Source organism: Streptomyces sp. NBC_00690 (genome assembly GCF_036226685.1).
In the GTDB taxonomy this organism is placed as follows: domain Bacteria; phylum Actinomycetota; class Actinomycetes; order Streptomycetales; family Streptomycetaceae; genus Streptomyces.
The window spans coordinates 8530255-8553614 of the sequence record NZ_CP109009.1; the positions used below are offsets into that span (position 1 = coordinate 8530255).

The 23360-nt window shown below is 67.4% G+C and carries 25 protein-coding genes and 1 pseudogene; 14 read left to right on the plus strand and 12 right to left on the minus strand.

Features of this window, described 5'->3' with window-relative positions:
- Nucleotides 1-97: 97 nt before the first annotated feature.
- A complete protein-coding gene (locus tag OID54_RS36190) occupies nucleotides 98-1024 on the minus strand; it encodes a sterol desaturase family protein (protein WP_329026708.1) in 927 nt (308 codons plus the stop codon).
- A gap of 626 nt (nucleotides 1025-1650) precedes the next feature.
- Between OID54_RS36190 and OID54_RS36195 the strand changes: the two genes are divergently transcribed.
- Genes OID54_RS36195 through OID54_RS36205 form a run of 3 tightly spaced genes read left to right on the plus strand, consistent with a single transcriptional unit; the run spans nucleotide 1651 to nucleotide 4565 of the window.
- On the plus strand, nucleotides 1651-3243 hold the full coding sequence (locus OID54_RS36195; RefSeq protein WP_329026710.1) for an FGGY family carbohydrate kinase: 1593 nt from the start codon (nucleotides 1651-1653) through the stop codon (nucleotides 3241-3243).
- Nucleotides 3240-4265 (plus strand): NAD(P)-dependent oxidoreductase, encoded by a 1026-nt coding sequence (locus OID54_RS36200; RefSeq protein ID WP_329026712.1) that lies wholly within the window; start codon nucleotides 3240-3242, stop codon nucleotides 4263-4265. Before OID54_RS36195 ends, OID54_RS36200 begins: the two co-directional genes overlap by 4 nt.
- A 48-nt stretch (nucleotides 4266-4313) precedes the next feature.
- On the plus strand, nucleotides 4314-4565 hold the full coding sequence (locus OID54_RS36205) for a hypothetical protein (protein WP_329026714.1): 252 nt from the start codon (nucleotides 4314-4316) through the stop codon (nucleotides 4563-4565).
- Between the two features lie 75 nt (nucleotides 4566-4640).
- Here OID54_RS36205 and OID54_RS36210 read toward each other — a convergent pair whose 3' ends face one another.
- Entirely contained in the window at nucleotides 4641-5654 is a 1014-nt protein-coding gene (locus OID54_RS36210; RefSeq protein ID WP_329026716.1) for a saccharopine dehydrogenase, read from the minus strand.
- Between the two features lie 85 nt (nucleotides 5655-5739).
- Between OID54_RS36210 and OID54_RS36215 the strand changes: the two genes are divergently transcribed.
- A complete protein-coding gene (locus OID54_RS36215) occupies nucleotides 5740-6330 on the plus strand; it encodes a TetR/AcrR family transcriptional regulator (protein WP_329026719.1) in 591 nt (196 codons plus the stop codon).
- A gap of 162 nt (nucleotides 6331-6492) precedes the next feature.
- Here the strand turns inward: OID54_RS36215 and OID54_RS36220 are convergent, their stop codons facing one another.
- Both OID54_RS36220 and OID54_RS36225 read right to left on the minus strand, forming a co-directional pair.
- A complete protein-coding gene (locus tag OID54_RS36220; protein ID WP_329026720.1) occupies nucleotides 6493-7128 on the minus strand; it encodes a class II aldolase/adducin family protein in 636 nt (211 codons plus the stop codon).
- 30 nt (nucleotides 7129-7158) lie between these two features.
- Nucleotides 7159-8130 carry a sugar-binding transcriptional regulator gene (locus OID54_RS36225; RefSeq protein ID WP_329026722.1) on the minus strand — a complete coding sequence of 324 codons (972 nt, stop codon included), beginning with the start codon at nucleotides 8128-8130 and terminating at the stop codon, nucleotides 7159-7161.
- Between the two features lie 210 nt (nucleotides 8131-8340).
- On the opposite strand from OID54_RS36225, the gene OID54_RS36230 reads away from it, so the two are divergent.
- The 5 genes and pseudogenes from OID54_RS36230 to OID54_RS36250 all read left to right on the plus strand — a co-directional run.
- Complete coding sequence (locus OID54_RS36230; RefSeq protein WP_329026724.1) at nucleotides 8341-9699, plus strand: MFS transporter; 1359 nt, start codon at nucleotides 8341-8343, stop codon at nucleotides 9697-9699.
- A gap of 311 nt (nucleotides 9700-10010) precedes the next feature.
- A complete protein-coding gene (locus OID54_RS36235) occupies nucleotides 10011-10286 on the plus strand; it encodes a DUF3040 domain-containing protein (RefSeq protein ID WP_329026725.1) in 276 nt (91 codons plus the stop codon).
- A gap of 157 nt (nucleotides 10287-10443) precedes the next feature.
- Nucleotides 10444-10920, plus strand: a complete 477-nt coding sequence (locus OID54_RS36240; RefSeq protein WP_329026728.1) for a MarR family winged helix-turn-helix transcriptional regulator — start codon at nucleotides 10444-10446, stop codon at nucleotides 10918-10920.
- A gap of 143 nt (nucleotides 10921-11063) precedes the next feature.
- A complete protein-coding gene (locus tag OID54_RS36245) occupies nucleotides 11064-11711 on the plus strand; it encodes an isochorismatase family protein (protein WP_329026730.1) in 648 nt (215 codons plus the stop codon).
- Nucleotides 11712-12476: 765 nt separating this feature from the next.
- Nucleotides 12477-13076: pseudogene (locus OID54_RS36250) on the plus strand (flavin-containing monooxygenase); the annotation flags it as partial.
- Here OID54_RS36250 and OID54_RS36255 read toward each other — a convergent pair.
- The gene (locus tag OID54_RS36255) at nucleotides 13044-13172 is read right to left on the minus strand and encodes a hypothetical protein (protein WP_329026731.1); all 129 of its coding nucleotides are present in this window, start codon (nucleotides 13170-13172) and stop codon (nucleotides 13044-13046) included. The pseudogene OID54_RS36250 and the gene OID54_RS36255 overlap by 33 nt on opposite strands.
- Nucleotides 13173-13797: 625 nt before the next feature.
- Between OID54_RS36255 and OID54_RS36260 the strand changes: the two genes are divergently transcribed.
- Entirely contained in the window at nucleotides 13798-14103 is a 306-nt protein-coding gene (locus OID54_RS36260) for a hypothetical protein (RefSeq protein WP_329026733.1), read from the plus strand.
- A 232-nt stretch (nucleotides 14104-14335) separates the two neighbouring features.
- Here the strand turns inward: OID54_RS36260 and OID54_RS36265 are convergent, their stop codons facing one another.
- From OID54_RS36265 to OID54_RS36280, 4 genes are all read right to left on the minus strand, one after another.
- Nucleotides 14336-15625 carry an MFS transporter gene (locus OID54_RS36265; RefSeq protein WP_329026734.1) on the minus strand — a complete coding sequence of 430 codons (1290 nt, stop codon included), beginning with the start codon at nucleotides 15623-15625 and terminating at the stop codon, nucleotides 14336-14338.
- Nucleotides 15626-15788: 163 nt separating this feature from the next.
- The gene (locus OID54_RS36270) at nucleotides 15789-16157 is read right to left on the minus strand and encodes a DUF6233 domain-containing protein (protein WP_329026737.1); all 369 of its coding nucleotides are present in this window, start codon (nucleotides 16155-16157) and stop codon (nucleotides 15789-15791) included.
- Between the two features lie 11 nt (nucleotides 16158-16168).
- On the minus strand, nucleotides 16169-16303 hold the full coding sequence (locus OID54_RS36275; protein WP_329026738.1) for a hypothetical protein: 135 nt from the start codon (nucleotides 16301-16303) through the stop codon (nucleotides 16169-16171).
- Nucleotides 16304-16459: 156 nt separating this feature from the next.
- Nucleotides 16460-17014 carry a DUF6506 family protein gene (locus OID54_RS36280; protein WP_329026740.1) on the minus strand — a complete coding sequence of 185 codons (555 nt, stop codon included), beginning with the start codon at nucleotides 17012-17014 and terminating at the stop codon, nucleotides 16460-16462.
- Between the two features lie 271 nt (nucleotides 17015-17285).
- On the opposite strand from OID54_RS36280, the gene OID54_RS36285 reads away from it, so the two are divergent.
- Nucleotides 17286-17537: a DUF4190 domain-containing protein gene (locus tag OID54_RS36285; protein WP_329026742.1), complete on the plus strand. Its 252-nt coding sequence runs from the start codon at nucleotides 17286-17288 to the stop codon at nucleotides 17535-17537.
- A 334-nt stretch (nucleotides 17538-17871) separates the two neighbouring features.
- Here OID54_RS36285 and OID54_RS36290 read toward each other — a convergent pair whose 3' ends face one another.
- The 3 genes from OID54_RS36290 to OID54_RS36300 all read right to left on the minus strand — a co-directional run bounded on the left by OID54_RS36290 (nucleotide 17872) and on the right by OID54_RS36300 (nucleotide 19735).
- Entirely contained in the window at nucleotides 17872-18456 is a 585-nt protein-coding gene (locus OID54_RS36290; RefSeq protein ID WP_329026744.1) for an NADPH-dependent FMN reductase, read from the minus strand.
- A gap of 71 nt (nucleotides 18457-18527) precedes the next feature.
- Nucleotides 18528-19154 carry a YceI family protein gene (locus OID54_RS36295; protein ID WP_329026746.1) on the minus strand — a complete coding sequence of 209 codons (627 nt, stop codon included), beginning with the start codon at nucleotides 19152-19154 and terminating at the stop codon, nucleotides 18528-18530.
- Nucleotides 19151-19735: a MarR family winged helix-turn-helix transcriptional regulator gene (locus OID54_RS36300; protein ID WP_329026748.1), complete on the minus strand. Its 585-nt coding sequence runs from the start codon at nucleotides 19733-19735 to the stop codon at nucleotides 19151-19153. The genes OID54_RS36295 and OID54_RS36300 overlap by 4 nt, the downstream gene beginning before the upstream one ends.
- 578 nt (nucleotides 19736-20313) lie before the next feature.
- Here OID54_RS36300 and OID54_RS36305 point away from each other — a divergent pair.
- The 3 genes from OID54_RS36305 to OID54_RS36315 all read left to right on the plus strand — a co-directional run bounded on the left by OID54_RS36305 (nucleotide 20314) and on the right by OID54_RS36315 (nucleotide 23327).
- Nucleotides 20314-21489 (plus strand): NAD(P)-dependent alcohol dehydrogenase, encoded by a 1176-nt coding sequence (locus OID54_RS36305; protein WP_329026749.1) that lies wholly within the window; start codon nucleotides 20314-20316, stop codon nucleotides 21487-21489.
- 130 nt (nucleotides 21490-21619) lie between these two features.
- On the plus strand, nucleotides 21620-22687 hold the full coding sequence (locus tag OID54_RS36310; protein ID WP_329014394.1) for an MBL fold metallo-hydrolase: 1068 nt from the start codon (nucleotides 21620-21622) through the stop codon (nucleotides 22685-22687).
- A gap of 115 nt (nucleotides 22688-22802) precedes the next feature.
- On the plus strand, nucleotides 22803-23327 hold the full coding sequence (locus OID54_RS36315; RefSeq protein WP_329026751.1) for a MarR family winged helix-turn-helix transcriptional regulator: 525 nt from the start codon (nucleotides 22803-22805) through the stop codon (nucleotides 23325-23327).
- Nucleotides 23328-23360 lie beyond the last annotated feature (33 nt).

Sequence of the window (23360 nt, forward strand, 5' to 3'; positions counted from 1 at the left end):
ACACGGTGGGGACTGCGGGTCACAAGGGCGGGGGCGGTCGGCGGCGGTATCGCTCGGTGGGGTCCCCGCAGGGCGCGGTGGGCACGCGCCCCGGCCGTCAGTTCCCAGGGGTGTCACCGCCGTCCCGTGGTGGGCGACGGGTGGGATGGAGCAGGCTGGCGACGATCTGGCCGGTGTCGGGGAAGGACGCCGGATCGCTGAGGCCGACCGCGACGGGTGTGCGACCGGGTCGCCAGGTGTAACTGCCGAAGAGGTGGTCCCAGACGGATAGGTCGGATCCGTAGTGACCTGCCTCGGAAAGGGCGGTGCTGTGGTGCAGGCGGTGTTGTTCGGGGCTGGCAAGGAAATGGTTGAGACGACCGATGTGCACATCGATATTTGCGTGGACGAAATACCCCTGGGCGGTCACGAAGAGCCCCACGACGAACACCGATTCCCGGGAGAACCCGGCCAGGGCCAGGGCGAGCTGTACGAAACCCTGGGCCAGGACGATATCGAGTACGTGGTTGACGCCGTTGTTGGCGACATTCACCTTCTGCGGGACGTGGTGCACACCGTGCAGCCGCCACAACAGGGGTTGGGTGTGACCCAGTCGGTGTACGAGGTAACTGGCCAGCGAGCCCAGTAACAGGGCGCTGGGGATCTCGACCCACAGGGGGAGGGCAGGAACCGCGGGCGACAGGGCCGCGACTGCGGTGCTCACCAGCGCCTGGGCCACGGCACTTCCCACCATCGTGAACAGGAAGTAGATGCCGTACCAGCGCCATTCGCTGCGGCTCGGATGCCACGCGCGGTTGTACGGAATCAGTCTTTCCAGGGCCGTCAGGTAGAGCAGGACACCCATGAGGAAGAGGGGGCTGATGCGGGTGGGGTCCCATCCTCTGGCCAGTGCCACCACTCCGGTCGCCACGGTGGTGGCCAGGAGTGCGGGATAGGCCATGCGTTGCAGCACGGAGCCCATGGAGCGGGTGGCCGCCTGCGCGGGGGCTATCTCACCGTCGGGTGCTTTGCTGAACTCTTCCATCCATGGCTCCTCTGGGAGGGACACGGCACAGCGAATTGTGTGGAGCACGGAGCGGGGATGAAGCGAAGGTGAATCGCCCGGGGGCGAATCCCGGCGAAATGCGACCGGTGGGCGATGGTGTGTGACGAAGATTCTTTTGCGTGCTCGTGAGGTGCCGGAAAGCCAAGAGCGCCGTCGTATGGGAAACGAAATTCGAATCCTGAAAGGCTTTCGGCAGAATGGCCCTCTACGTTACCGCCCTTATCCAATATTTATTGAACAGGGTTCCCGACAGTTAGGGAATGCGGCTGAAGCTTTTTAATCAATGTGAGTTACATAGTGCTACTAGTCACTTGATAGGAGGCTTCTCGGTGTGTGCCCTGCTCTCGGCTCGTGCCGGCGCCCGCGGGCGCCGGGATCGCACGAGGTCCCCTCGCGTGTCGTGCTGCCCGGTGGGTTCGCCTGGTGAGCGGTCTCCGCCGTCGTTTCGGCGGCCGGTGGACGGCCGTGCGGCGAACCGTTGGTGCCTGGCCGGCACGAGGTCCCCGTGCGGGGCGAACGGCCGGGGACGGTTGACGGCGACGGCCCACCCGCCTAAGTTTGCTGCACTTTGGATCGCTCGATGAACCAATGTTCATGGTGTGGTGATGGGAGGTTCATCAGTGGCTCGGCAGGCAGTGGTCGGCATCGACGCCGGCACGACCGCGGTCAAAGCGGTGGTCCTCGCGCCGGACGGGGAGCAACTCGGCTGGTCGCGGGCGCCTTTGACGGCCGTCCATCAGGGCGACCGGGTGGAGCAGGACATGGAAGGCGTGTGGTCAGCGGTCTGTGACACCGTCCGTGCGGCCCTTCGGCAGGCCGGTGGCGACATCGATGTCACGGCCGTCGGTGTGACGGGTCAGGGGGACGGTGCCTGGCTGGTCGACGCCGGCGGGCTGCCCTGTGGCCCCGCCGCCATCTGGATGGACGGCACGGCCGCGGCCCGGGTCGACCAATGGGAACGGGACGGCCGCGGGGCACTGGTGCGGGACATCACGGGCTCCTCCCTGTTCCCCGGTGCGCTGCCGGTCCTGCTGGAGCAGCTGGAACAGGACCACCCGGCCCGGCTGGAGCGGGCCGCCCACCACCTCAACTGCAAGGACTGGATCCGCTTCCGGCTGACCGGAGAGATCGCCACCGACGCCTCCGAAGCCTCCCGGACCTATGTCGACGTGGCCACGGGAGCGTACTCTGACGCATTGATCGACGGGCTGGGGCACCAGCGCTTCCGGCACCTCCTCGCGCCGGTGCGCCCACCCTGGTCAACTGCCGGCACGGTCGGTGTCGAAGCAGCCGCGGCCACCGGTCTGGCACCGGGGGTGCCGGTGGCGACCGGTCTGGTGGACGCCGCAGCGGGCGGCCTCGGTCTGGGGTCGCTGCGACCGGGCGACGCCTACCTCATCGTGGGGACGACCGCTTTCACCGCGACCGTCCGTGAAGGCAAGGGCCGCTCCCGGCCAGAAGCAGCCATCACCTTGGCCACGGGCCTCGGCCCGCACGTCCTCGAATGCCTGGCTCCGATGGCGGGCGCGCCCAACCTTGACTGGGTCACCCGGGTGACCGGATTGGACGGCAGCAGTTGGGCCGAGGTCGAGCAACTGGCCCGGGCAGCGGGTCCGGGCGCCGGTGGTGTCGTCTATCTCCCCTACGGCTCGCCCCACGGCGAGCGTGCCCCCTTCGTCGACCGGACGGCGTCCGCAGCCTGGGTCGGCATGAGCATCCGTACGACGGCCGGACAGTTGGTGCGTGCCGTCTACGAGGGGATCGCGTTCACGGTGCGCGAGTGCTTGGGGGAGGCGGATTCGGTTGGCGAGAGGGTGCTGCGGATCGCCGGTGGATCGGCCTCGTCCGATCTGTTGTGCCAGATCCTCGCCGATGTGGTGGGCCGACCGGTCGAGCGCTCCACCGCACCCGAGTTGGGAGCCCGGGGCGCCGCCGCACTGGCCATGGTCAGCGGCGGTACGGTCGCCGATCTCGACGCGGCACTCCTGGGACTGTCCCGTCCCGTTGATGTGTTCCTGCCCGACCCCACCGCGCGCGCCCTCGCGGGCCGACAGGCGCTGACCTTCGCTGCCGCCAGGGACGCGCTGCGTTCCGTATGGCCGTCCTTGCGTGAACTGAGGGCCTCGACCGAGGCCGTCTCATCCCCGTCCTCTTCCCCGGAGTCGGCGCCCGACGCCGATGGAACGGAGTCCCTGTGACCAGTGCCAAAACCCTGCGTCCACGACTGCTCATCACCGCGCCCTTCGACCCCGCGGCGATCGAGCGGCTCGCCGACCTGTTCGACGTCGACGTGGCCGAGCCGTCCCTCGAGGGTGCTTCACTCGCCAGGCCCGAGCTCGCCGACCGGCTCGCGGTGGCCGACGCCGTGGTCTGCGAGGTGGACCGGGTCGACGAGAAGGCGCTGGACGCGGCCCCGGCACTGAAGTTCGTGGTCTCCTGCCGGGCCAGCCCCGTCAATGTGGATCTGCCCGCGTGCACGCGACGCGGCATACCGGTGGCGACCACACCGGCGCGCAACGCAGAGATCACCGCTGATCTCGCCTTCTCACTGATCCTCTCCACCGTCCGGCACACCAGCGCTGCCGAGAGGTGGATGCGGGCAGGCCACTGGACCGCCGAAGACATCTTCGAGCCCTATGCGCGATTCCGGGGAATCGGTTTGGGCGGGCGGACCCTGGGCATCCTGGGCGGCGGTGCCATCGGCCGCCGAGTGATGCGCCGGGCCCTGGCGTTCGGGATGGACGTCCTCGTGTACGACCCCTTCCTCGCGGCCGATGAGTTCGGGCAACAAGCCGATGTGGTGGGCCTGGACGTGCTGATGAGCCGCTCCGACATCGTCACCGTGCACGTTCCCCTCCATGAATCGACGGTGGGGTTGATCGGCGCCGAGGAGATCGCGCTGATGCGCCCCGATGCGTATCTGATCAACGCCGGCCGCGCGGCCGTGGTGGAGGAAGAAGCGCTGCTGTCGGCCCTGCGGGAGAAGCGGATCGCAGGAGCCGGTCTCGACGTGTTCTGGAGTGAGCCCCCGGCGGCCGATGCGGAGTGGTTCCGGCTCGACAACGTGACCGTCACGCCCCACATCGGCGGTGCGTCGGACGCTGTCATCACCGAACACTCCCGGATCGCGGAACGGGCCCTGCGGGCCTGGGCCGAGGGCGGGCAGCCCGCAGCGGTGGCCAACGCCGCCGATCTCCTGACCGAATCGCGGCACGCATAGGAGCAGACGGGGCCCGGCGCTGTCAGAGGCTTGCGGCGCCATGCGGTCATGAACCCCCGTGGTTACCTCACGGTGGCGTTGTGCTGCGGCGGACGGCAATGGTCGGTGACGCTGCGGGAGACTCAGGGGGAGCGTGCCGCAGAAGGGGCGGTGCCGGACGCGCGGATCGAAGGCGAGCCCGGAGATCTCCTGTTCCATCTGTGGGGGCGGCTGCCAGCAGACTCGCGGTCCCTCGTGAGTTCCGGTGACGCGACTGTGCTCGCAGCCCTCCAATACCGGCTCCGGCAGGAGACGCAGTGATTGCGCATGCAGGCTCCTGAGAGGCTCGTACCGCACCACCGAACGAGGACGGGTGCGGTTCCTGTGAAGTGGGGCTCAGTTGTCGCCGGGCGCGGTGATGAAGGCGGCGCCGGTCTCTGCCATCCGTTCGACCGCATAGGCCGGGTCGAGCAGTGCCTCGGGGGTGTGGATGCCCGGTGTGACGGCTTCGCCGCGCAGCCCGAGCAATCGCTCGACGCCGAGGGCGATGCCGGTTGCGGTCAAGGGGCGCTGCCCTGCCGGGTGGACCAGGTAGCGGCTCGTACTGCTCGGTGCACTGCCTCGGTCTGCTCCTTCGAGGTCGATCCGGACCTCGAAGGACGCGGGTTCGCCGCGGCGCCGGCCCGCGGATTCACCGACGGCGAAGTCGAAGCGGACGTTGGGCGCGTCCGTCGCGAGGGCGAGGCTTGGTACGTCGAGGATCGCGATGCTCTGGCCGGGCAGTTCGGTGCCGTCGGCACTGCGCACATCCGCCTGTGCGTCGGGGCCGGTGACCCAGGTGAAGACGCCGTCCCGGCGTACAAGTCCCGCCGTGGTGGCCGTGGACCACCGCTGTAGATCCGCTATTCCCGCGGGCCCGCCGGTGTCCAGTTCATCCAGTACGGCACTGACCCGGATGGTGTCGATCCGGTCGAACTCCCGGGCCAAGTGCAGTGCCGCGAGGACGACGGTACCGGCGCAGAAGTGGCTGGCCACCAGGATCGGCGCGGCGTTCGCCCGCTGGGCGCCCGCGACGACCTCCGGCGCGATGTCCACCAGGCCGCTGGAGATGCTGAGGTACGGCAGCCCGCGATGCTGCGCATAGTGCAGCCCGTGCAGCTGGTCGTCCCAGAGCGCGGCGACCACCGCCGAGTGGCAGCGGTCGGCCGGGAGGCCGAGATCGCTGCGCCGCAGATCGACGGTCGTGGCCGTTGCGGCACCGAGTTCGTCGGCCACCCGCTGTGCGCGCTCGATGTCACGACCCGCGATGGTCAGCGGCAGTGTCGGGTGCCATTGGCGCAGGAGGGCGGCGGCCCCCGTGCCCGCCTGGCCCGTACCACCCAAGATCAGTACCGATTCTGGCTGTCCCACGGTGGGTTCTCCTCACATCCATGAAGCTACATTTTGTAACCTACGTTTTGTAGCTTAGATTGGCATGGGAACGCAAGGGAGGACCATGGCCACCACACCGACCCGTCTGTCCAGGCAGGCCAGGCGGGAGCAGCTGCTCGACACCGCCGTGGCGATCGTGCGCACTCAGGGCGCCGATGGCCTCACGCTGGTTACCCTCGCGGAGGAAGCCGGCGTGAGCAGACCGATCGCATACGACCACTTCGCCACTCGCCCCGGCCTCCTGCTCGCGCTCTACCGACGACTCGACGAACGCCACAGGGCCGCTATCACACGGGCGTTGGGGGAGGCCGCACCCAGCGCCGGCGAGGTCGCCCGCGTCATCAGCGCCGCCTACTTCGCCTGCGCCACCGACATGCCGGAGCTCAGCGCTGTTTCCGCCGCGCTGAAAGGAAACCCGGAAATGGAGGCGATCCAGCACGAGCTGACCGACAGCTACGCGGACCTGATGGCCACCGCGCTGCTGCCATACTCCGGGCTCGCGCCCGGGGCCCTCCGGCTGTGGTGCGTCGGCGTGCTGGGTGCGGCCGAGGCGATCGCCGCCGAGCTGAACCGGGAGCGGGTGACCGATGGTGAAGCGGTCAGCGCGTTGACCGGCTTCCTCTTGGGCGGTCTCGATGCCAGGGCCGACCGCTAGGCACTGCTTCCTGGATCTCCTGACGCGGATGGGGCGTTGGGACCTGGCTGCGGCGGTGGCGGCCGGGTACCAACGCGGCATCCTCAGCTGAGGGCGGACACAACGGAACCGACCAGCTCAAGCAGCGATCTCTGACTGGAAGTGCTCCTCGGGCGTCAGGTTCTACGCATGCTGGAGGGCAGCCAACTCCGATGCAGGGAAGGCGGCGGTGGTGTTGCCCAGGGTCAGCGCCCGATAGGTCGCCACAGCAGCCTCCTCCAGGTTCATGGCACGGCGGAACGCCATCCCTATGTCCGCGCCCAGCGATGAGCAACCGTGGTGCGAGAGCACCATGCAGTCGTGCTTGCGCGCCTGCTCGGCCGAGGCGTCGGCGAGCTCGTCCGACCCGTTGGGGTGGTACGCAACCGTGCCCACGGAACGGACGTAGTAGGCGTGGTCGAGGGTGATCAGACGGATCTCCTCACCCACCGCATCCAGGAGGACCGCATGCTGGGGGTGGAGGTGGACGACGCAGTTCACGTCCGGGCGGACCTGATAGCTCCGTTGGTGCAGCTTCCATTCGCTCGACGGCTTGGCCGCGCCCCCGGTCCGCTCGCCCGCCACGGTCATCACGGTGAAGTCCGCCGTCTCCAGGCGATCCAGCCAGGTCCCCGCGCCGGTGATGACGAACTCATCGCCGCCCGGGAGCCGCGCGGACAGGTTGCCACCGCTGGCGAGGACCAACCCGCGCTCCACGGCCAGCCGTCCGACCTCCGCCAACTGTTCGCACAGGCCCTCAAGGGTGTGTACCGGCTTCACTTCATGTCCTCTCGTTGGATCGCCGGCCGTTCATACCGGCCGGTCCGTCGGAGCGTCGGCGCTCGCCAACAGCCCCTCGGCGGTGCTGACATCGGTCACCAGCACATTGATCAGGCCCTGGCGCACCGCGACGTCCAACGCAGGGCGCTTGTCGGCGCCGCGGGCCACCCCGATCCGGACGGGTACCGACCGCAACTGGTCCAGATCCAGCCCGATCAGCCGTTCGTCCACCTCGCCCGCGACCGCGGCGCCGTTCGCGTCGAAGAAGCGCCCCGCGATGTCGCCCACCGCGCCCCGCTCCCGGATGCCCGCCAGTTCCGTCGGGCTCAGGCCCTGGACGAGGACGCCGCCGTCCGTGTCCGTACCGCCGATCCCGGCGATCAACACGTCCGCCGATGCGGCGCGCTCCAGCGTCTCCTGGACCGCGGGGTCCTCCCGCCACACCTGAGCCGCCTCCACATTGCGTGCGAGCAGGGGTGCGGGCAGATGGTAGGCGTGCCCGCCGACGGCGGCGGCGAAGGCCAGGGCGAGTTCATGGGAGCTCGCTGCACGCGAAATGCCGCCCCTGCTGCCGGTCAGGGGCACGATGCCCAGGTTCAGCGCGGCTGCCGGCCGAAGGTGCCCGGGGATCGCAGCGACTGACCCCGACAACCCCACGGCGACGGTCGTGCCCTCTTCCAGGAACGTGCCGATGCATTCGGCGGCCACCGCTCCCAGCGAGTGGAGGGCTCGGGCCTCGTCCGCGAACGTCGGCCCCACCCACGCCTGACGCAGGGGGTACGCCTGCCCGAGGGCGGATTCCAACCCCACGAACAGATGGTCGTCGCTGTGCACGGTGATCTCCACGATGCCCACCCGACGGGCTTCGGCCAGCAGCCGAGTCACCTTGATCCGGGAGAGCCCGCAGAGGTCGGCAATCTCCTGATGGGTCAGACCGTGCTCGTAGTACAGGCGCGCGATCTTGCCCAAGGGCGGCTGCTTCTGACCATTTGTTCTGTCCATTGATCCTCCGTTCGGATCTTGCCCCGCCGCGCAGTTGCCGGTCAAGGGTCCGCGATCCCGTCCGCAATCCCACCGGAGGAGTGCCTTCCGGCTGGTCGTGAAGGGGCCGGGGAAGGCTTGACACCCGCTGGGGTGCCACTCATATTACATGCACTTTGGTTCGAATATTGATCAGATGTTCACGCATCTGTGGTGCATGCCGGAGGGCCCATGACCACCTCGTCCCATCCCGCGGCCGAAGCCGCCGCTCCCCGTCAGGGATTCCTCGAACGCCAGGGGATCGTCCGTCCGCTGGCGTTCGGCTTCCTTGCCGTCATGCTCTTCATGGTCGGCGACGGCATCGAAGTCGGCTTCCTGTCCCCGTACCTTGAGTCCCGGGGGCTCTCCGGAAGCGAGGTCACCCTGCTCTGGACGGTGTACGGATTCGTCGTCGCCGTCGCGGCCTGGCTCTCCGGGGCCCTGGCCGAAGCCTGGGGCCCGCGTCGCGTCATGCTGCTGGGCCTCGGGATCTGGGCCGTCTTCGAGGTTCTCTTCCTGACCGTGGGCGTGGCTGCCGGGAACTACCCGGTCATGCTCCTCACCTTCGGCATCCGTGGCTTGGGCTACCCCTTCTTCGCCTACGGCTTCCTGGTGTGGATCGCCATGGAGACCCCGGGCGACAAGCTCAGCCGTGCCGTGAGTTGGTACTGGTTCGCCTCCACGATGGGCCTCGGCGTCATCAGTTCCTACTTCGCCGGTGCGGTCATCCCCGTCATCGGGGAGATGGCGACCCTCTGGCTCTCGCTCGCCTTCGTCGGGGCCGGCGGCTGTCTGATCATCTTCCTGGTCCGGGCCCGTGTCGTCACCAAGCCCCCGGAGACGACGAAGGAATCCGTCGCCAAGATGTTCAACGCCCTCACCATCGTCAAGACGCATCCCCGGGTGGGTGTCGGTGGTGTGGTCCGTCTGATCAACACCCTTTCCTTCTACGCGTTCGTGGTGTTCCTGACGACCCACATGGTCAATGAGGTCGGCTTCTCCACGGCGCAGTGGCAGACCATCTGGGGCACCATGCTCCTGGCCAACGTCGTGGCCAATCTGCTCTCCGGCTATGTCGCCGACTGGATCGGCGGTGTCAACACGGTTGCTTGGATCGGTGGACTCGGCTGTTTCGTGACGGTGCTCGCACTCTTCTACGTCCCCCAGGCGGTGGGCCCCAACTTCGGTCTGACGCTGACCGTGGCCATCTTCTACGGGTTGGCACTCGGGGCGTTCGTGCCGCTGTCCGCGATCATGCCGCTCCTCGCCCCCCGGCACATCGCCAGTGCGGTCGCCATCCTCAACCTGGGCGCGGGGCTGAGCCAGTTCGCCGGTTCCGCCATGGCCGGACTGGTCGGGCCGCTCGGCATCGAAGCCACGGTCTGGGTGATCGCCTGTGTCTATCTGCTCGGCCTCGGCCTCACGTTCTGGCTGCGGCAGCCGGCACCGGACGCCCGGTCCGATGTGGAGCCGTCCGCGGGGTCCGTGCTCGGGACTGAGCGCCCGATCGAGGCTGCCGCAGCTGCCCCCGCGGGACGGTCGGCGCGGTAGCGAGAAACCCTCAATATCTGGCGGCGGTGGTGCTCGACCTGGCGTCGGGCACCACCGCCTCGCGCATGGTGAACCAGGCCCGCGAGGAGAGCCGAGAGCCCGCCTCCGCCACACCTCGCGTGTCGGTGCGGGTCTGCCGAACAGCCCGAGAGCGGCTGGGCTCGTCCCCCGGCACTGGCGCGCCCACGGGAGCTGAGCGACATTGGAGGGGGTGTCCGCTGATGGACGCCCATGGACCCGAGGGTGTCGCAACCCTGTGCCAAGGGACGCCATGAAGTGGGAGGTTTCCCTCACGCTTCTGGGAGGTCACCATGTCGGCCAGACCGTTGACGGACCGCGAAGAGCAAGCCTGGGCAGAGCTGGAGAGCGCCTTGCGGCGCGACCGGCGGTTTGAACGCCGGGTCGCCGCCAGTCCTGCCCGCCCCCGCTGGCGAAGAGCGCTGCTGCCACTGATGGCGGTGCTGTCGATGATCTTGCTGGTCGCGGGGGTGATGAGCTCCCAACCGGCAGTGATAGGCGCTTTCGGAGTGGTGTGGACCGCCACCGTGCTGGGCGTGTTCAGGTGGCTCTTCCGCGCCTTCTCGTAACGGTGCGTGGCGGGCTGCACGCCTCCGTATCCGGACGGCTCAAGGTCCCTGAACGGAGCAGCGCCAGGGGTGCGCCGGAGTGATTGGGTACGGGCTGCGTGGTTTGCGTACACGATCTGCGAAAATGTTGTGTACGCATGCAACGAGGAGGCGGCCCATGTCCCAGTCAAACCCTGCCACGGCGTCCCGGTCCTTCAGGGTCGGAGTGTGGCGGTCCTTTATGGAGATCCACCACGCGGTGCTCCGCGAGATCGAACGCGAGCTGGCGGATCGGCACCGACTCTCGGTGAGCGAGTTCGACGCCCTGGTCAACATCCCGCTGGACGGTGCACGACTCAAGGACCTCAAGGAGCGGATCGTGCTGACGCAGAGCGCCGTGAGCCGGCTCTGCGATCGGCTGGCACAGCGGGGGCTGGTGACCCGTACGCCGATCGAGGAGGACGGTCGTGGCGCACTGATCGAGCTCACCGAAGAGGGGCGGGCGCTGTTGCGGGCGGCCGTACTGACCAACGCCGAGGTGGTCGAGCGGTCCTTCGCCAGTCGGCTCTCCTCGGACCAGCTCGCGTCCCTTCGAGGCACCCTCGATGCGCTCCAGACGGTGGACGGCGTTCGGGAGTGCGACACCGTCGTGTGACCCAGATCACCACCAAGAGGTGGATGCTCCCGGAAATACCTACGGAAGGCTGCCGGTTAAGATGAATGCGCAAGCAACAAAAAGCTTGTGGTTGGCACCTGAATCGCGGCTCCCGGGCCGCTTCACCCCAAGGAATCAGCGACATGAGCAGCAACAGCTACCTGACCAACCGGTTGACCCCCGAGAACACGGGCATCCTGCTGGTCGACCACCAGGCCGGTCTGATCCTCGGCGTGCAGGACCACGACCAGAACGAAGTCCGGCGCAACGCCCAGGCCCTGGCCCGTACCGCCAAGGTCTTCGGTCTTCCGATCGTGGCCACCACGTCGGCGCCGCAGGGGCCCAATGGGCCGCTCCTGCCCGAGTTGGTCGCCGAACTGCCCGAAGGGGCACCGATCATCCACCGCTCGGGCGAGGTCGATGCCTTCGACGACCCGAACTTCGATGACGCCGTCCGCGCCATGAACCGCCCCAACCTCGTCATCGCGGGTGTCATCACCGACGTTTGCTTGATGTTCGCCTCCCTCTCCGCGCTCGGCCGTGGCTATGAAGTCCACTCCGTCACGGATGCATCGGGCACCACCAACAAGCTCGCTCGTGAGACTTCCCTGCTGCGTCTCCAGAACGCCGGTGCCACGCTCAACAGCACCGTGGGCGTCATCTCCGAACTGCTGCGCGACTGGAAGAACCCCGGTGGCCCCGGCACTGCCGACATCTTCAGCAGCCTGGCCATGCCCTTCTACGGAGCTGTCATGGCCAGCCACTCGTCCGCGAGCGGCAACCAGGGCTGACGCTCCTCGCGCGCCCGGCGCCCCCGCCAAGGGATGGAACGGAGGCACCGGGCAGGTGGCATCACCCTTCGGGTTGAGAAGGGGCCATCCGATAGGTGGTGCCACTCCCTTTTGTCGTCCCCCGGAGCCTGAGGCTTCGGGGGACGACGCATGCCTGGGCATGAGGTCGGGGACCGACGCTCGGACCCGTCGGGTCAAGTGGTCGTAGGAGCGGGGGCGATGTGTGGGTTCGACCGCCCATTGACCGTCCATGGTGAGCGACTCGCCGCATTCAGCCGATAGGGGCGGCCGTGGGCGACGGCTGATAGCACTCCCCGGCGAGGCCGTTGATTGCTGAGCACGTACATCGGCCTGAGGGTGTTCCGGGTGGGAAATCACTGCCACTTCCGGGCGCATAGGCAAGGCGCTGGCAGAAATCCCCTCGGGAGCATGGATTCGATGATGGCCGACCCATGAGCGGACTCATGTCGATCACGCCAACTCCCTGTGATTCTGCGCCCACCTGACCGCAATCGGTGGCGGCGAAGCGCGAAGGGGCGCACCATCATCGCCGAGTGGATCGTCCCCGGAAATCGCCAAGGCTTCGAGGGAGGAATGACGCTTCCTTTTGATATTTGTGCGAAAGGGGCGAACAAGGGGAAGGCGGGCGGCTGATCCACTGTCGCCAACACCGCGACGCTCATGCGGCGGTGAGACCGGCGGCCCGCACCAGATCGGCGCGCCGGCCCGTACGGCCTGGGCGAGGACCCCTCACAGGAGAATTTCATGAACAGTGTTCCGTCCCCTTCTCCAGCGGTCGATGTCGTCGTGGTCGGGGCCGGCCTCTCCGGCCTCTATCAGCTCCATCGGCTACGGGAAAAAGGTCTGCGGGTCCGTGTACTCGAAGCCGGCGAGGACATCGGCGGTACGTGGTACTGGAATCGCTACCCAGGTGCCCGTTGCGACATCGAAAGCCTCTCCTACTCGTTTTCCTTCTCTCCCGAGCTCGATCAGGAGTGGGTGTGGAGCGAGAAGTACGCGACCCAACCCGAGATCCTTCGCTATATCCACCATGTGGCCGACAGATTCGACCTGCGCAAGGACATCACCGTGCGGACCCGGGTATCCGGCGCCGAATATGATGAGAACAGCTGTAGTTGGCTTATTTCCACCGATACGGGCGAGCGGATCACCGCACAGTTCGTGGTGATGGCATCGGGTTGTTCCTCGGTGGCCAAGAAGGTCGACATTGCCGGCGTGGACAGCTTCGCGGGGGAGATCCACCACACGGCCCGCTGGCCGCAGGAAGAGGTCGACTTCACGGGCAAGCGGGTCGCCGTGATCGGCACCGGATCATCCGGCGTCCAGATCATCCCCGTCATCGCCGAGCGAGCCGCCGAGCTCACCGTCTTCCAGCGCACCCCGGCCTATGCGCTGCCGGCCCTCAACCGTCCACTGCCGCTCGACGAACTGGCCGAGCACAAGGCGGGCTATCCGCAGTTCCGGGCAGCCCAGCGCCTCTCCAAGGGCGGCTCCGTCTGTGACATGCCGACGCAGTCCGCCCTGGGCGTGAGCGAGGAGGAACGCACGGTCACCTACGAGGCGGCCTGGAACACCGGGCTACTCAGCGGAATGATGCGTTCCTACACGGACATCCTGGTCAACGAAGCCGCCAATGAGACCGTGGCCGAGTTCGTACGGGCCAAGATCCGGTCGACCGTCGTCGACCCGGAGACCGCCGAGGCCCTCTCCCCGCGCACCTTCCCCTTCGGCACCAAGCGCCCCTGCCTCGACACCGACTACTACGCCACGTACAACAAGCCCCATGTGGCCCTGGTCGACCTCTGTAGGACTCCGATGGTGGAGATCACCCCGAAGGGAGTGCGGACCACCGACCAGGAACACATCGTCGATGTGATCGTCTTCGCCACCGGGTTCGACGCCCTCACCGGTTCGCTGACCGCCATCGACATCGTCGGCAAGGACGGGCCTGCCCCTCAAGCAGAAGTGGGCGGATGGCCCGCAGAGCTATCTGGGTCTGGTCTCGGCAGGCTTTCCCAATCTGTTCACCATTACCGGGCCGCTGAGCCCGTCGGTTCTCACCAACATGATGGTGTCGATCGAGCAACACGTGGAGTGGATCACCGACTGCATCACCCATCTACGGCACCACGACATCGCCGAGATCGATGCGACCCCCGAAGCCGAGCAGAGCTGGGGCGCCCACGTCGCCGAACTCGCAGGCCAGACGCTCTACCCGGCTGCCGCCTCCTGGTACATGGGGGCCAACGTGCCCGGCAAGCCGAGGGTGTTCCTGGCCTACGTCGGAGGGCTGGACCGCTACCGCAAGGAATGCACGGCGGTAGCCCAGGACGGGTACCGGGGTTTCCTCCTGTCCGGCGGTCCTTCCTGACCTTCCCAACCTTCCCGCCACTCCCGTCCGCCGATCTCCCGTCCCGCAGATGGCCGACGGGGGCCGGCGGGCGTTGTTTCGTCGCCCCGACGTCAGCGCCGCTGCCGGCGCGCCGTCACACCGGGCCGCCTCCTCCACGGGCTACCGCGGATGCGACGCGAGAGGACCGTTCCTCTACCAGGAGCCAGGAGCCAGGAGCCAGGAGCCGGGAATCAGGAACCAGGGCCCGGCCTCAGCCCGCTGCCTCCTGGCTCGACGGACGGTCCTCCGGGGTTTCCCGGGTCCCTTCTTCGCTCGCCGGTGCGGGCGTCTTGGACGTCAGGGTGCGCACCTGGCGCGAGAGGAGCGCGGCGCAGGTCGACACGACCACCAACAGCGCACACCCGGCCAGGGCTTCGCTGCTCCCCACGGCCTCTGCGACGGGCCCGGCGACCAGGAGTCCGAGCGGAGCGAAGGCCAACGATCCGAACCACTCGTACGAACTGACCCGGGAGAGGGCTTCCTCGGGAATCTCACGCTGGATGGTGGTCACCCACAGCACGGCGAACACATCCGAGGCCACACCGGCTGCGAACATGGCCAGAGCGATCACCCACAGGGGCGCCTGCCAGGCGAGCAGTGCGATCGGGGCCGCTGCCGGGAAGGTGGCCAACACCGCCACCAACACCGGTCGGGCGACCCGAACCCGACTGGCCAGTCCGGCACCCGCGATGGTCCCGAGCGCCTGTGCCGCCACGATCAGCGACCAGGCTCGGGCGCCACCGAGGTCCGACTCCGCGGCCAGCGGCCCGAGGACTCCGAGGAACGCGTTGAGTGCGGCCACCACCAGTGAGTACTGGGCGACCACCACCCATAGCCATGTCCGGGAGGAGAACTCGCGCCAACCTTCCTTGAGGTCCGCCCAACCGGAGGAGACCTTGGGCGGCCGACCTGCGATGCGCAGCCGGGCGGTGAGGACCGCGCTGACCCCGAAGGAGAGTGCGTTCAACGCCAACGCCCAGCCGGCCCCGACCACGGCGACCGTCACACCGGAGAGGGCCAGTCCCAACAGGAGGGAGACGTTCGTACTCATCCGCAGCAGCCCGTTGGCCTGCTGGAGCCGTTCGTTCGGCACCACGAGCGGTACTACCCCGTCCATCGCCGGGGAGAACAATGCTGTCGCGGTCCCCGCCGCCACGGCCAGGAGGCACAGGGCGAGCAACGGTGCGTGGTCGGTCAGGACCAGGAGAGCCAGCACTCCGTAGGACATCAGGCCCAGGAGGTCGGCGAGGACCATCACGCGCGACCGGGACATGCGATCGGCGATGACCCCGCCGACCAGGATGAACACCAACTGGGGCAGTGCCTGACAGGCCAGGACCAAGGAGAGTTCGCCCGGTGTGGCGCCGGGCAGGGCGAGCACGGCGAAGGCGAGCGCCACCCGGGCGAAGCCGTTCCCCAGGACCGAGATGCCACGTGCCGAGGCGAGCAGGGCGAACTGTGGGTTGCGCCAGAGCGGGGAACGATCCGAGAAGTGCGTCACGCCCACGCACCCTAGGACTCCACGGCGGGTCGCAGGATCGCAACCAGCCATGTTGAAAACCGCTGGTGCGAGGGGTTGGGCATTGAGGTATGAGCCGTTGTCCCCTGTGATCCCCGTGGTGCCAGTTGTCTGTGGTTCGTGCCTCGGGGGAGTGCCCGAGTGATCATCCGAGCTGTTCGAGTGTCCTGTCCGCCCGGCATCCCGGGCAGGCCATGGCGCCGTCGGCCAATGCGCTGCGAGCCTGGGCACGCGTGAGCGGTTGGCTGTTTTCGACGGGTATCCAGCAATCGCCGGTGTGGACGGTGACCGGCCCGGCGATGCTCTGCTCCAGGATCCATCGTGCCGGGGGATTCGATGAGGTCGGACGCCGGGGCCGGGGCGGGAGGGGACCGTCCGGACGGCTCCGTGCAAGGCGGTGTTCGGCCCGCCCGATCCAGCGCTCGGTCTGCTCCAGCTGTTGGATCTGGACCCGCCGCAGGAACCGCAGCATCTCCAGTTCACCGCGCAGCCGTGCCCGTTCGGAATCGTTCATGGTGAAGCGGGTCAGACGGCGGCGAGGAAGGTACGGCTGGCCCCGGTGTTCGCGGGACCAGCGGGCGTGGATCGGGTGACGGCCGCAGCCTGGTGAAGTCGCAGCTGGACATCGTGGAGGTCGCCTGGGGACGGGGAGAGGGCCATGGCCGAAATGGTACGCCTGTTCGATTTGCGATGGCGAGCGCCCCATCGGCCCCCATCGAAACCCATCGCTTCCGGTGTGATCGGACGGCCGCGGCGCTGGCCGATCGCACCGCCCGGCGGCACCGCTGATCGTGTGGCTTCAGTCCTGGAGCGGTTCTAGGAGCGGGCGGCGACTCCCACCGGAATTCGCCCGTCCACTGCGGTGATCACTGCCGCCACATCGGATGCCCCGAATCCTCCGTACAACTCGATCAACTGGACGCCGTCGGCGAAATCGGCCGCCACTGCCGCCCCCCGATCCGGATGCGGGACTGCGACGAAGACCGAGCGTGAGTCGCCCTCGTGGTGGACGAAGTGCTCTCTCTCCTGTCCGGCCCCCTCCTGTACGAAGATGAACAGCGCCGTCAGCGCGGCACCGGCACTCGCCTTTTCCTTGTAGTGGGCCACACTGGTCAGCGATTCGAAGCCGAAGAGCACCGTGTTCACGCAGGCCCTGCCCTGGACCGCAGCCTCGACTGCGGCAGTCCAGATGTAGCCGGTCGCGCCGCACAGATCGATGCTGTCGACCCCTCGATCGACCAGGTCGACCGCGTGTGCCACTGCCGCTTCGACGGAGGAGGCGGCCACGACATGGGTCCCGGACTCCTCGGTCCCGATGCGCACGGCCCGTTCACCATCGGCCAGATGGATGATCGCTCGGTCGCCGGCCATGACTGCCTCCTTCGTCGGTGCGCTTCAGTCGCGCTTCCTCCTGCACAACGCCACGCTAGTGCACCGCTATTTCCGCGAGATCCCCAACTGCGCCTAAGGCGTTGGGCATTGACGGTGGGTCGAGTGGATGGAAGCGGCTGACCCCCAAGACAAGCCGGGGCAAGGCAAGGCCCGGGGGAATTCGGGCCTTCGATGACTGAGGAGGGTCAGTGCGGGAACACGCGTGCACAGAAAGGTACGAACCCCGACCCCATGTCCCACGGGAGAAGCCATGCATAGCTTCAGCGGTACCTCCGCTCCTCGCAGCCGTTCCTACGCACAAGGGCTGGCGATCGTCAGCCTGGTGTGCGGAGTCCTCGCCCTCTTCCTCTTCAGTCTGATCCTTGGCCCCCTTGCCATACTGGCCGGATACCTGGCACTGCGCGAGGCGCCGCGTTCCAGTGTGGGCATCGCGAAGGCGGGGATCGTGCTGGGCATCGTCGCCCTGGCGGTGTACGCGGTCCTGATGGCCGCGATGGCATGACCGTCGTTCGCCGTCATAGCCGGGTGGCGCGGGCGCCGCGTTGAACGACACCGGCGTCCGCTGACCACCGAGCGCCGTCGCTCCAAGTCCCCGTTCTTCCTCGGCATCCGTCGAGTCCTTCGCGTTCAGCTCGTTCTTCTTGCACTGCGCCCGTACAGCGCCAGGGTCACGCCGACCGCCCCTGGCACGTCCTCCCTGCAAACCGCGAGGCGCTCCCACCACGCCCAGAACGGGCTGCTGACCGGCCCTTCGGGGCGATGCTCGAAGGTCCTCTTCGTGACAGACGACAACCGGTCCACCCGAGAAGCGGGGGACCGGTTGTCATCGTGAGGCATCAGGCGACGGCAGACGTCTCCTGAGCGGCGGTGCGCAGCGGCTTGAGCGCCGTGCTCCAGGCGATCACCTGGTCCAGCATCGGACCCACCGCGTCGGCCTGCACCGCCTGCGGTGTGAAGGTGGTGAAGTTCTCGAAGTCGGTGAAGAGCGACAGCATCACCTGGTTGCGTACGGTCGCCACCTGCACCTCGGCCATGATGCCGCGAAGGTGCTCGATGGCCCGTGCACCGCCCGCGCTGCCGTAGCCGACGAACCCGGCGGCCTTGTTGTTCCACTCGCCGTACAGGAAGTCGATGGCGTTCTTGAGCGCACCCGAGGTGGAGTGGTTGTACTCGGGGGTGACGAAGACGAATCCGTCGTACGAGTTCACCAGCGCTGACCACTGGCGGGTGTGGTCGTTGGCGTACTGCCCGAACGACGGCGGGGCGACCTCGTCCAGCAGGGGCAGTTGGATGTCACGGAGATCGACGATGTCGAACTGGGCGTCATCCCGCTGGCTGGCGATGCCGTGGACCCATTGGGCGACGGAGTCGCCCACGCGCCCCGGGCGGGTGCTGCCGACGACGATAGCGATCTTGGTCATATCAGTTCCTTGTTCCTGTTGCGGGGTGTCCGGACGGATGCGGTGGCACCCGCCGAGGGTCGGGGGCGCCATCAGAGGGCGAGCGGGCGTCCGAGGATCTGTTCGCTGAAGGGGCGGGTCTCGTTGTCGACCGCACTGATCTCCAGATGGACGTCCACCTCGTTACCCACGAAGATGGCGGCACCGGGGAGCGGTGGTAGGGCCGACACTCCGAAGTCGCGCCGGTCTATCCGGGTGTGGCCGCTGAATGCGATGCGACGGCCTCCGGTGAAGGGGTATACGTCCTCACCGAGGAACTCGCCGGTCAGTGTCACCGGCCGGGTCGTTCCCGCGATGGTCAGCTCACCGTCCATCACCCAGCCGTCGCCGTTCGGCCGTACTCCACGACCGTGGAACTCCATGCGCGGATGCCGCCGGGAGTCGAAGAACTCGGCGGAACGCAGATGACGGTCACGGGCCGGAACACCGGTGTCGACGGTCGAGGTCGCCATGCACACCTCCGCCGTCGACTCCTCGACGGGATCCGTGATCCGCAGCACTCCTTCCACGTCCGTGAACCGACCGCGTACCCGGACGAATCCGAGGTGCCGGGCGACGAAGCCGACGGTGGAGTGCAAGGGGTCGATGTGCCAGGTGCCCATCGGTAGAGCGGGCAGTTTCCGGTCGACCGGGCGGACATCGGCGGGGGAGGTGCTCACGGGCGTCCTTCCGGCTTCGGGGTACGGAGATGAGGGGCGATGTGCTCGACGAAGCGGGTGGCCTGGCCGGAGGAGTGCTCGGGACCGGCGGCCGGTTGGCGCGGACCCTGTGCGGGCAACTGCACACCACGCCCGGTCAGCTGTTCCCTGAGCACCTCACTGATGAGCCGCAACTGCTGCAACTGTTCTTCGGTGAGGTGGTCCAGCAAGCGCGACTGCGCACACTCGGCATGCCAAGGAGCGGCCTCCTCCATGGCATCGTGCCCCGCCTCCGTGAGCCGGGCCAGATGGACCCGACCATCTGCCGCACTGCTGAGCCGCTCGATCCAACCCCGCTGTTCGAGCCGGTCGGCCAGGTGGGAGAGCCTGCTCGTCGACACCCCGGTGCGCCGGGCCAACTCGGTCATCCGCAGCCGTTGGTCGGGCGAATCGGAGAGCCAGGCCAGGATCTCGTAGTGGATCTGCGACATTCCGCTCTCCCGCCGCAGCCCCTGCCCCAACTGCTCCGACAGTAGGCGCGCGGCCGTCAGGAAGGCCCGCATGGTCTGTTGGGCGTCGGGAGCGATCTGGGTGGTGGCCATGGTGTCCTCCTGGAGCTGTCGTCGGCGGTGCGGGCGGGTGGTGGCTCCGGTCAGCTCAGGCGTGGTGCGGGGTGGACGATCTCCGCTTCGACCGGGCTCGGCCGGGCGAATGTCCCCGCGGCAAGCGGGCCCTCGGCGATCCGCCCGGGATGCGTGCCCGGAGGTTCGGAGAGACGCTGATCTGGTGGCTGGGGTCGAATCCCGGGGAGAGGAGCTGTTGCGGGCTACGCAACGATCTCAGCACTGCCTCGGAAGGCGACTCCCCTGTTCAGAGTGGGGTACCACCTCAATATAGTTTGTCTTTCAACGAAATATAGCACTCATAGCGCCTGGGCGTGGAGGGCTATTCCCGCCCGTCGTCGGGTGGCCTCCAGGGCTCCTTGACCCTTGACTGAAAGCGTGCCTATGCTTCGTTGCGCAACGAACTAAATAGCTTCGAGTGCTACCCCCTTGTGGGTACCGCAGGAGCTGTTCGTCCGCGTTTCGTTCCAGGCCGCAGAGGCGGCAGATGGATCACCGTCCCCGCCAGCGGCACCCGCCCTGTCCCCGGGGAGCACATCCGGTTGGGAGAATTGATCATGGCGGTAGCAGGGGAATCCCTCTCCCCACAGGCGTCCGACGGCTCAGACCGCACTTCCCTCGTGGTGAAGGCCGCGGTCGTGCAGCAGAAGGGCGCGCCGTTCGTCTTCGAAGACCTGGAGCTCGACACTCGGCTGCGCCCCGACGAGGTGCTGGTCAAGGTGGTGGCGGCCGGGGTCTGCCAGACCGACGTCCATGTGCGCGACCAGGCGCTGCCCGTACCGCTGCCGGCCGTCCTCGGCCATGAGGGCGCGGGGATCGTCGAACGGGTCGGTGACGCCGTGACCACGGTGGCACCCGGTGACCACGTGGTCATGTCCTACCAATCGTGTGGTCACTGCCGACCGTGCCTGAGTGGCAACCCCGCGTACTGCGCGGTCTCCTTCCCCGCCAACTTCGGCGGCTCCCGCCTCGACGGAACCAATGCACTGCACCGGAGCGAGAGCGCCGGCGGCGAGGAGATCCACGGCCACTTCTTCGGACAGTCCTCCTTCGCCACCCACTCCCTGGCCACCGAACGCAACGTCGTCAAGGTGGACCCCGATGTGCCGTTGGAGTTGCTGGCCCCGCTCGGCTGCGGTCTACAGACCGGAGCCGGTGCGATCCTCAACTCGCTGAAGGTCCCCGCGGGTGCATCGGTCGTGGTGATGGGCACGGGCACGGTCGGGCTCGCCGCGGTGATGGCGGCCAAGGTCGCGGGAGCGTCCCCGATCATCGCGGTCGACATCGTCGCCGAACGCCTTGAGCTCGCTGCGGAACTCGGCGCCACTCACACGGTGAATGTGAAGGAGGAGGATGTTGCCGCGCGCATCGCGGAGATCACCGACGGCGGTGCGGACTATGTTCTGGAGATCACTGCCCGGCCGGAGATGCTCACCCTCGCGGTGGATGCGCTCGCACCCCTCGGCACTGCCGCACTCATCGGTGGTGCGCCCGCCGGTGCCCGGGCCGAGGTGGATATGAACGCACTCCTCGGCGGTCGCAAGGTCCGGGGGGTCGCCCAGGGCGACTCCATTCCCCAACTGTTCGTCCCCCAGCTCATCGACCTCTACAAGGCGGGCCGCTTCCCCTTCGATCGACTGGTCACCCCGTACGCGTTCGATCAGATCAATGAGGCTGTTGCGGATACGCGGGCGGGGGCTGTGATCAAGCCTGTTCTTCGCGTGGGTGCATAGCGGTCTGGGTCCTCTGAGCGGGCCCGTGCGGCTTGTTCAGCCTGTTGGGTTTGTTTGGTTCGAGTGTGTTGGTGTCGGGAGTGCCTGGGTTTGTGGGTGCTCTGTCTTCTTCAGTCAAGAGGTGTGGATCATGAGTGATGTGCAGAAGCCTGGTACGCCGGTTGATCGGCATGGGTTGGGTGCGGCGGGTATGCCGTTGAACACGTTGGCCGACTATCGCCCCATCCCCGCTGATGGTTACGGTGCGTTGTTCCTCCCGGATCGGATCGCCAAGGGCTATCACGTGGAGGAGATTCACAACGGTGCCTACTACGTGACGTCGGGTGCGTACGACACGATGTTCGTGCGTACGGGCAACGGTGTGGTGGTGGTGGACGCTCCGCCGCTGTTGGGCACGAATTTGAAGAAGGCCATCGCGGAGGTCACCGATGAGCCGGTGACGCATCTGATCTACAGCCACTGGCATTCCGACCACATCGGCGCGGCCGGGATCTTCGCCGCGGACAAGCCCAAGGTCATCGCGCATGACTACACCCGCGAGATGATCCAGCGCTGGCCCGACCTCGGCGGCGAACGGGGACTGCCCCTGCCCACCGACACGATCACCGAGAGCGACACCCTCGACGTCAACGGCGTCCGGTTCAACCTCGACTACCACGGCGTTAACCACACCCCGGGCAACATCTTCATCTACGCACCCGAGCAGAAGGCGCTCGCCGCGATCGACATCATCAGCCCCGGATGGTCCGCGTTCAAACACTGCGACGCCTCCGAGAACATCCGCGGCTGGGCCGAAGCACACGACTGGATCCTCGGATACGACTTCAAGGGCGTCGTCTCCGGCCACGTCAACCGCTACGGCACCCCCGAAGACGCCCGCGCCTCCCGCGACTACACCAACGACATCGTCACCTTCGCCAAAGAAGCCCTCGACCACGGCCAAGAGTTCGAATACATCGAGAAGATCGGCTTCTCCAACGCCTGGGTCCTGTGGGAGAACTACTTCAACGAGATGACCAACTACGTCACCAAGAAGACCCTGGAAAAGGTCACCGACAACGGCCAGACCTGGGCCCAGCGCCTCGCCGGAGCCGACGTCATGACCAAGTACCACGCCTACTCCATCCTCGAAGCCCTCCGCCTCGAATACGGCATGGTCTCCGGCTTCGAAAAGCTCATCATCCCCACCGGAGAGTGAGCAATCGCGGTCAGTGCACGGCGGGCCCGGCAGACATCGTTCTGCCGGGCCCGCCCGCGTCGAGGGGGGTGGCGATCCGGATATAATTCGTTGTGAAACAAATCGTGGAGGGACCATGAGCCTGAACACCGAGAACGTTGTGCGTGAGGACGGCAGCCGCTCCGAGCCGGGCGGTGCTTCGCCCTCGCGTGCGTTGAACCGTACGGAGCGGGCGGTCTGGCTCGGATTCCTGTCCACCCATCTGAAGCTGCTACGGACGCTTGACGCGGAGCTGGTCGCCGCCGAGCGCATTCCCATGTCGTCCTTCGAGGTGCTGCTGACGCTCGCCGAAGCTCCCGAGGGGCGGCTGCGGATGAAGGACATCGCCGCCTCGCTGCTCATCAGCCGGAGCGGACTCACCCGCATCGTCGACGACCTCGAACGACAGGGCTTCGTCGAACGGCACAAGTGCCCCACCGACGCCCGTGGATTTGACGCGGTGCTGACGGAAGCGGGCAAGAAGGCGTACCGCAGGGCGCGCAAGGTGCATCTGACCAATCTGCGGCGGGAGTTCCTGGACAAGCTCACCCCGGAGCAGCTCACGGCCATGGCCGAGATCTGGGAGACCATCGGCTTCGACGAACACGCCAACGACTGCTGACACGGCCCAGCGCCTACGCCACTGCCCGCCGCA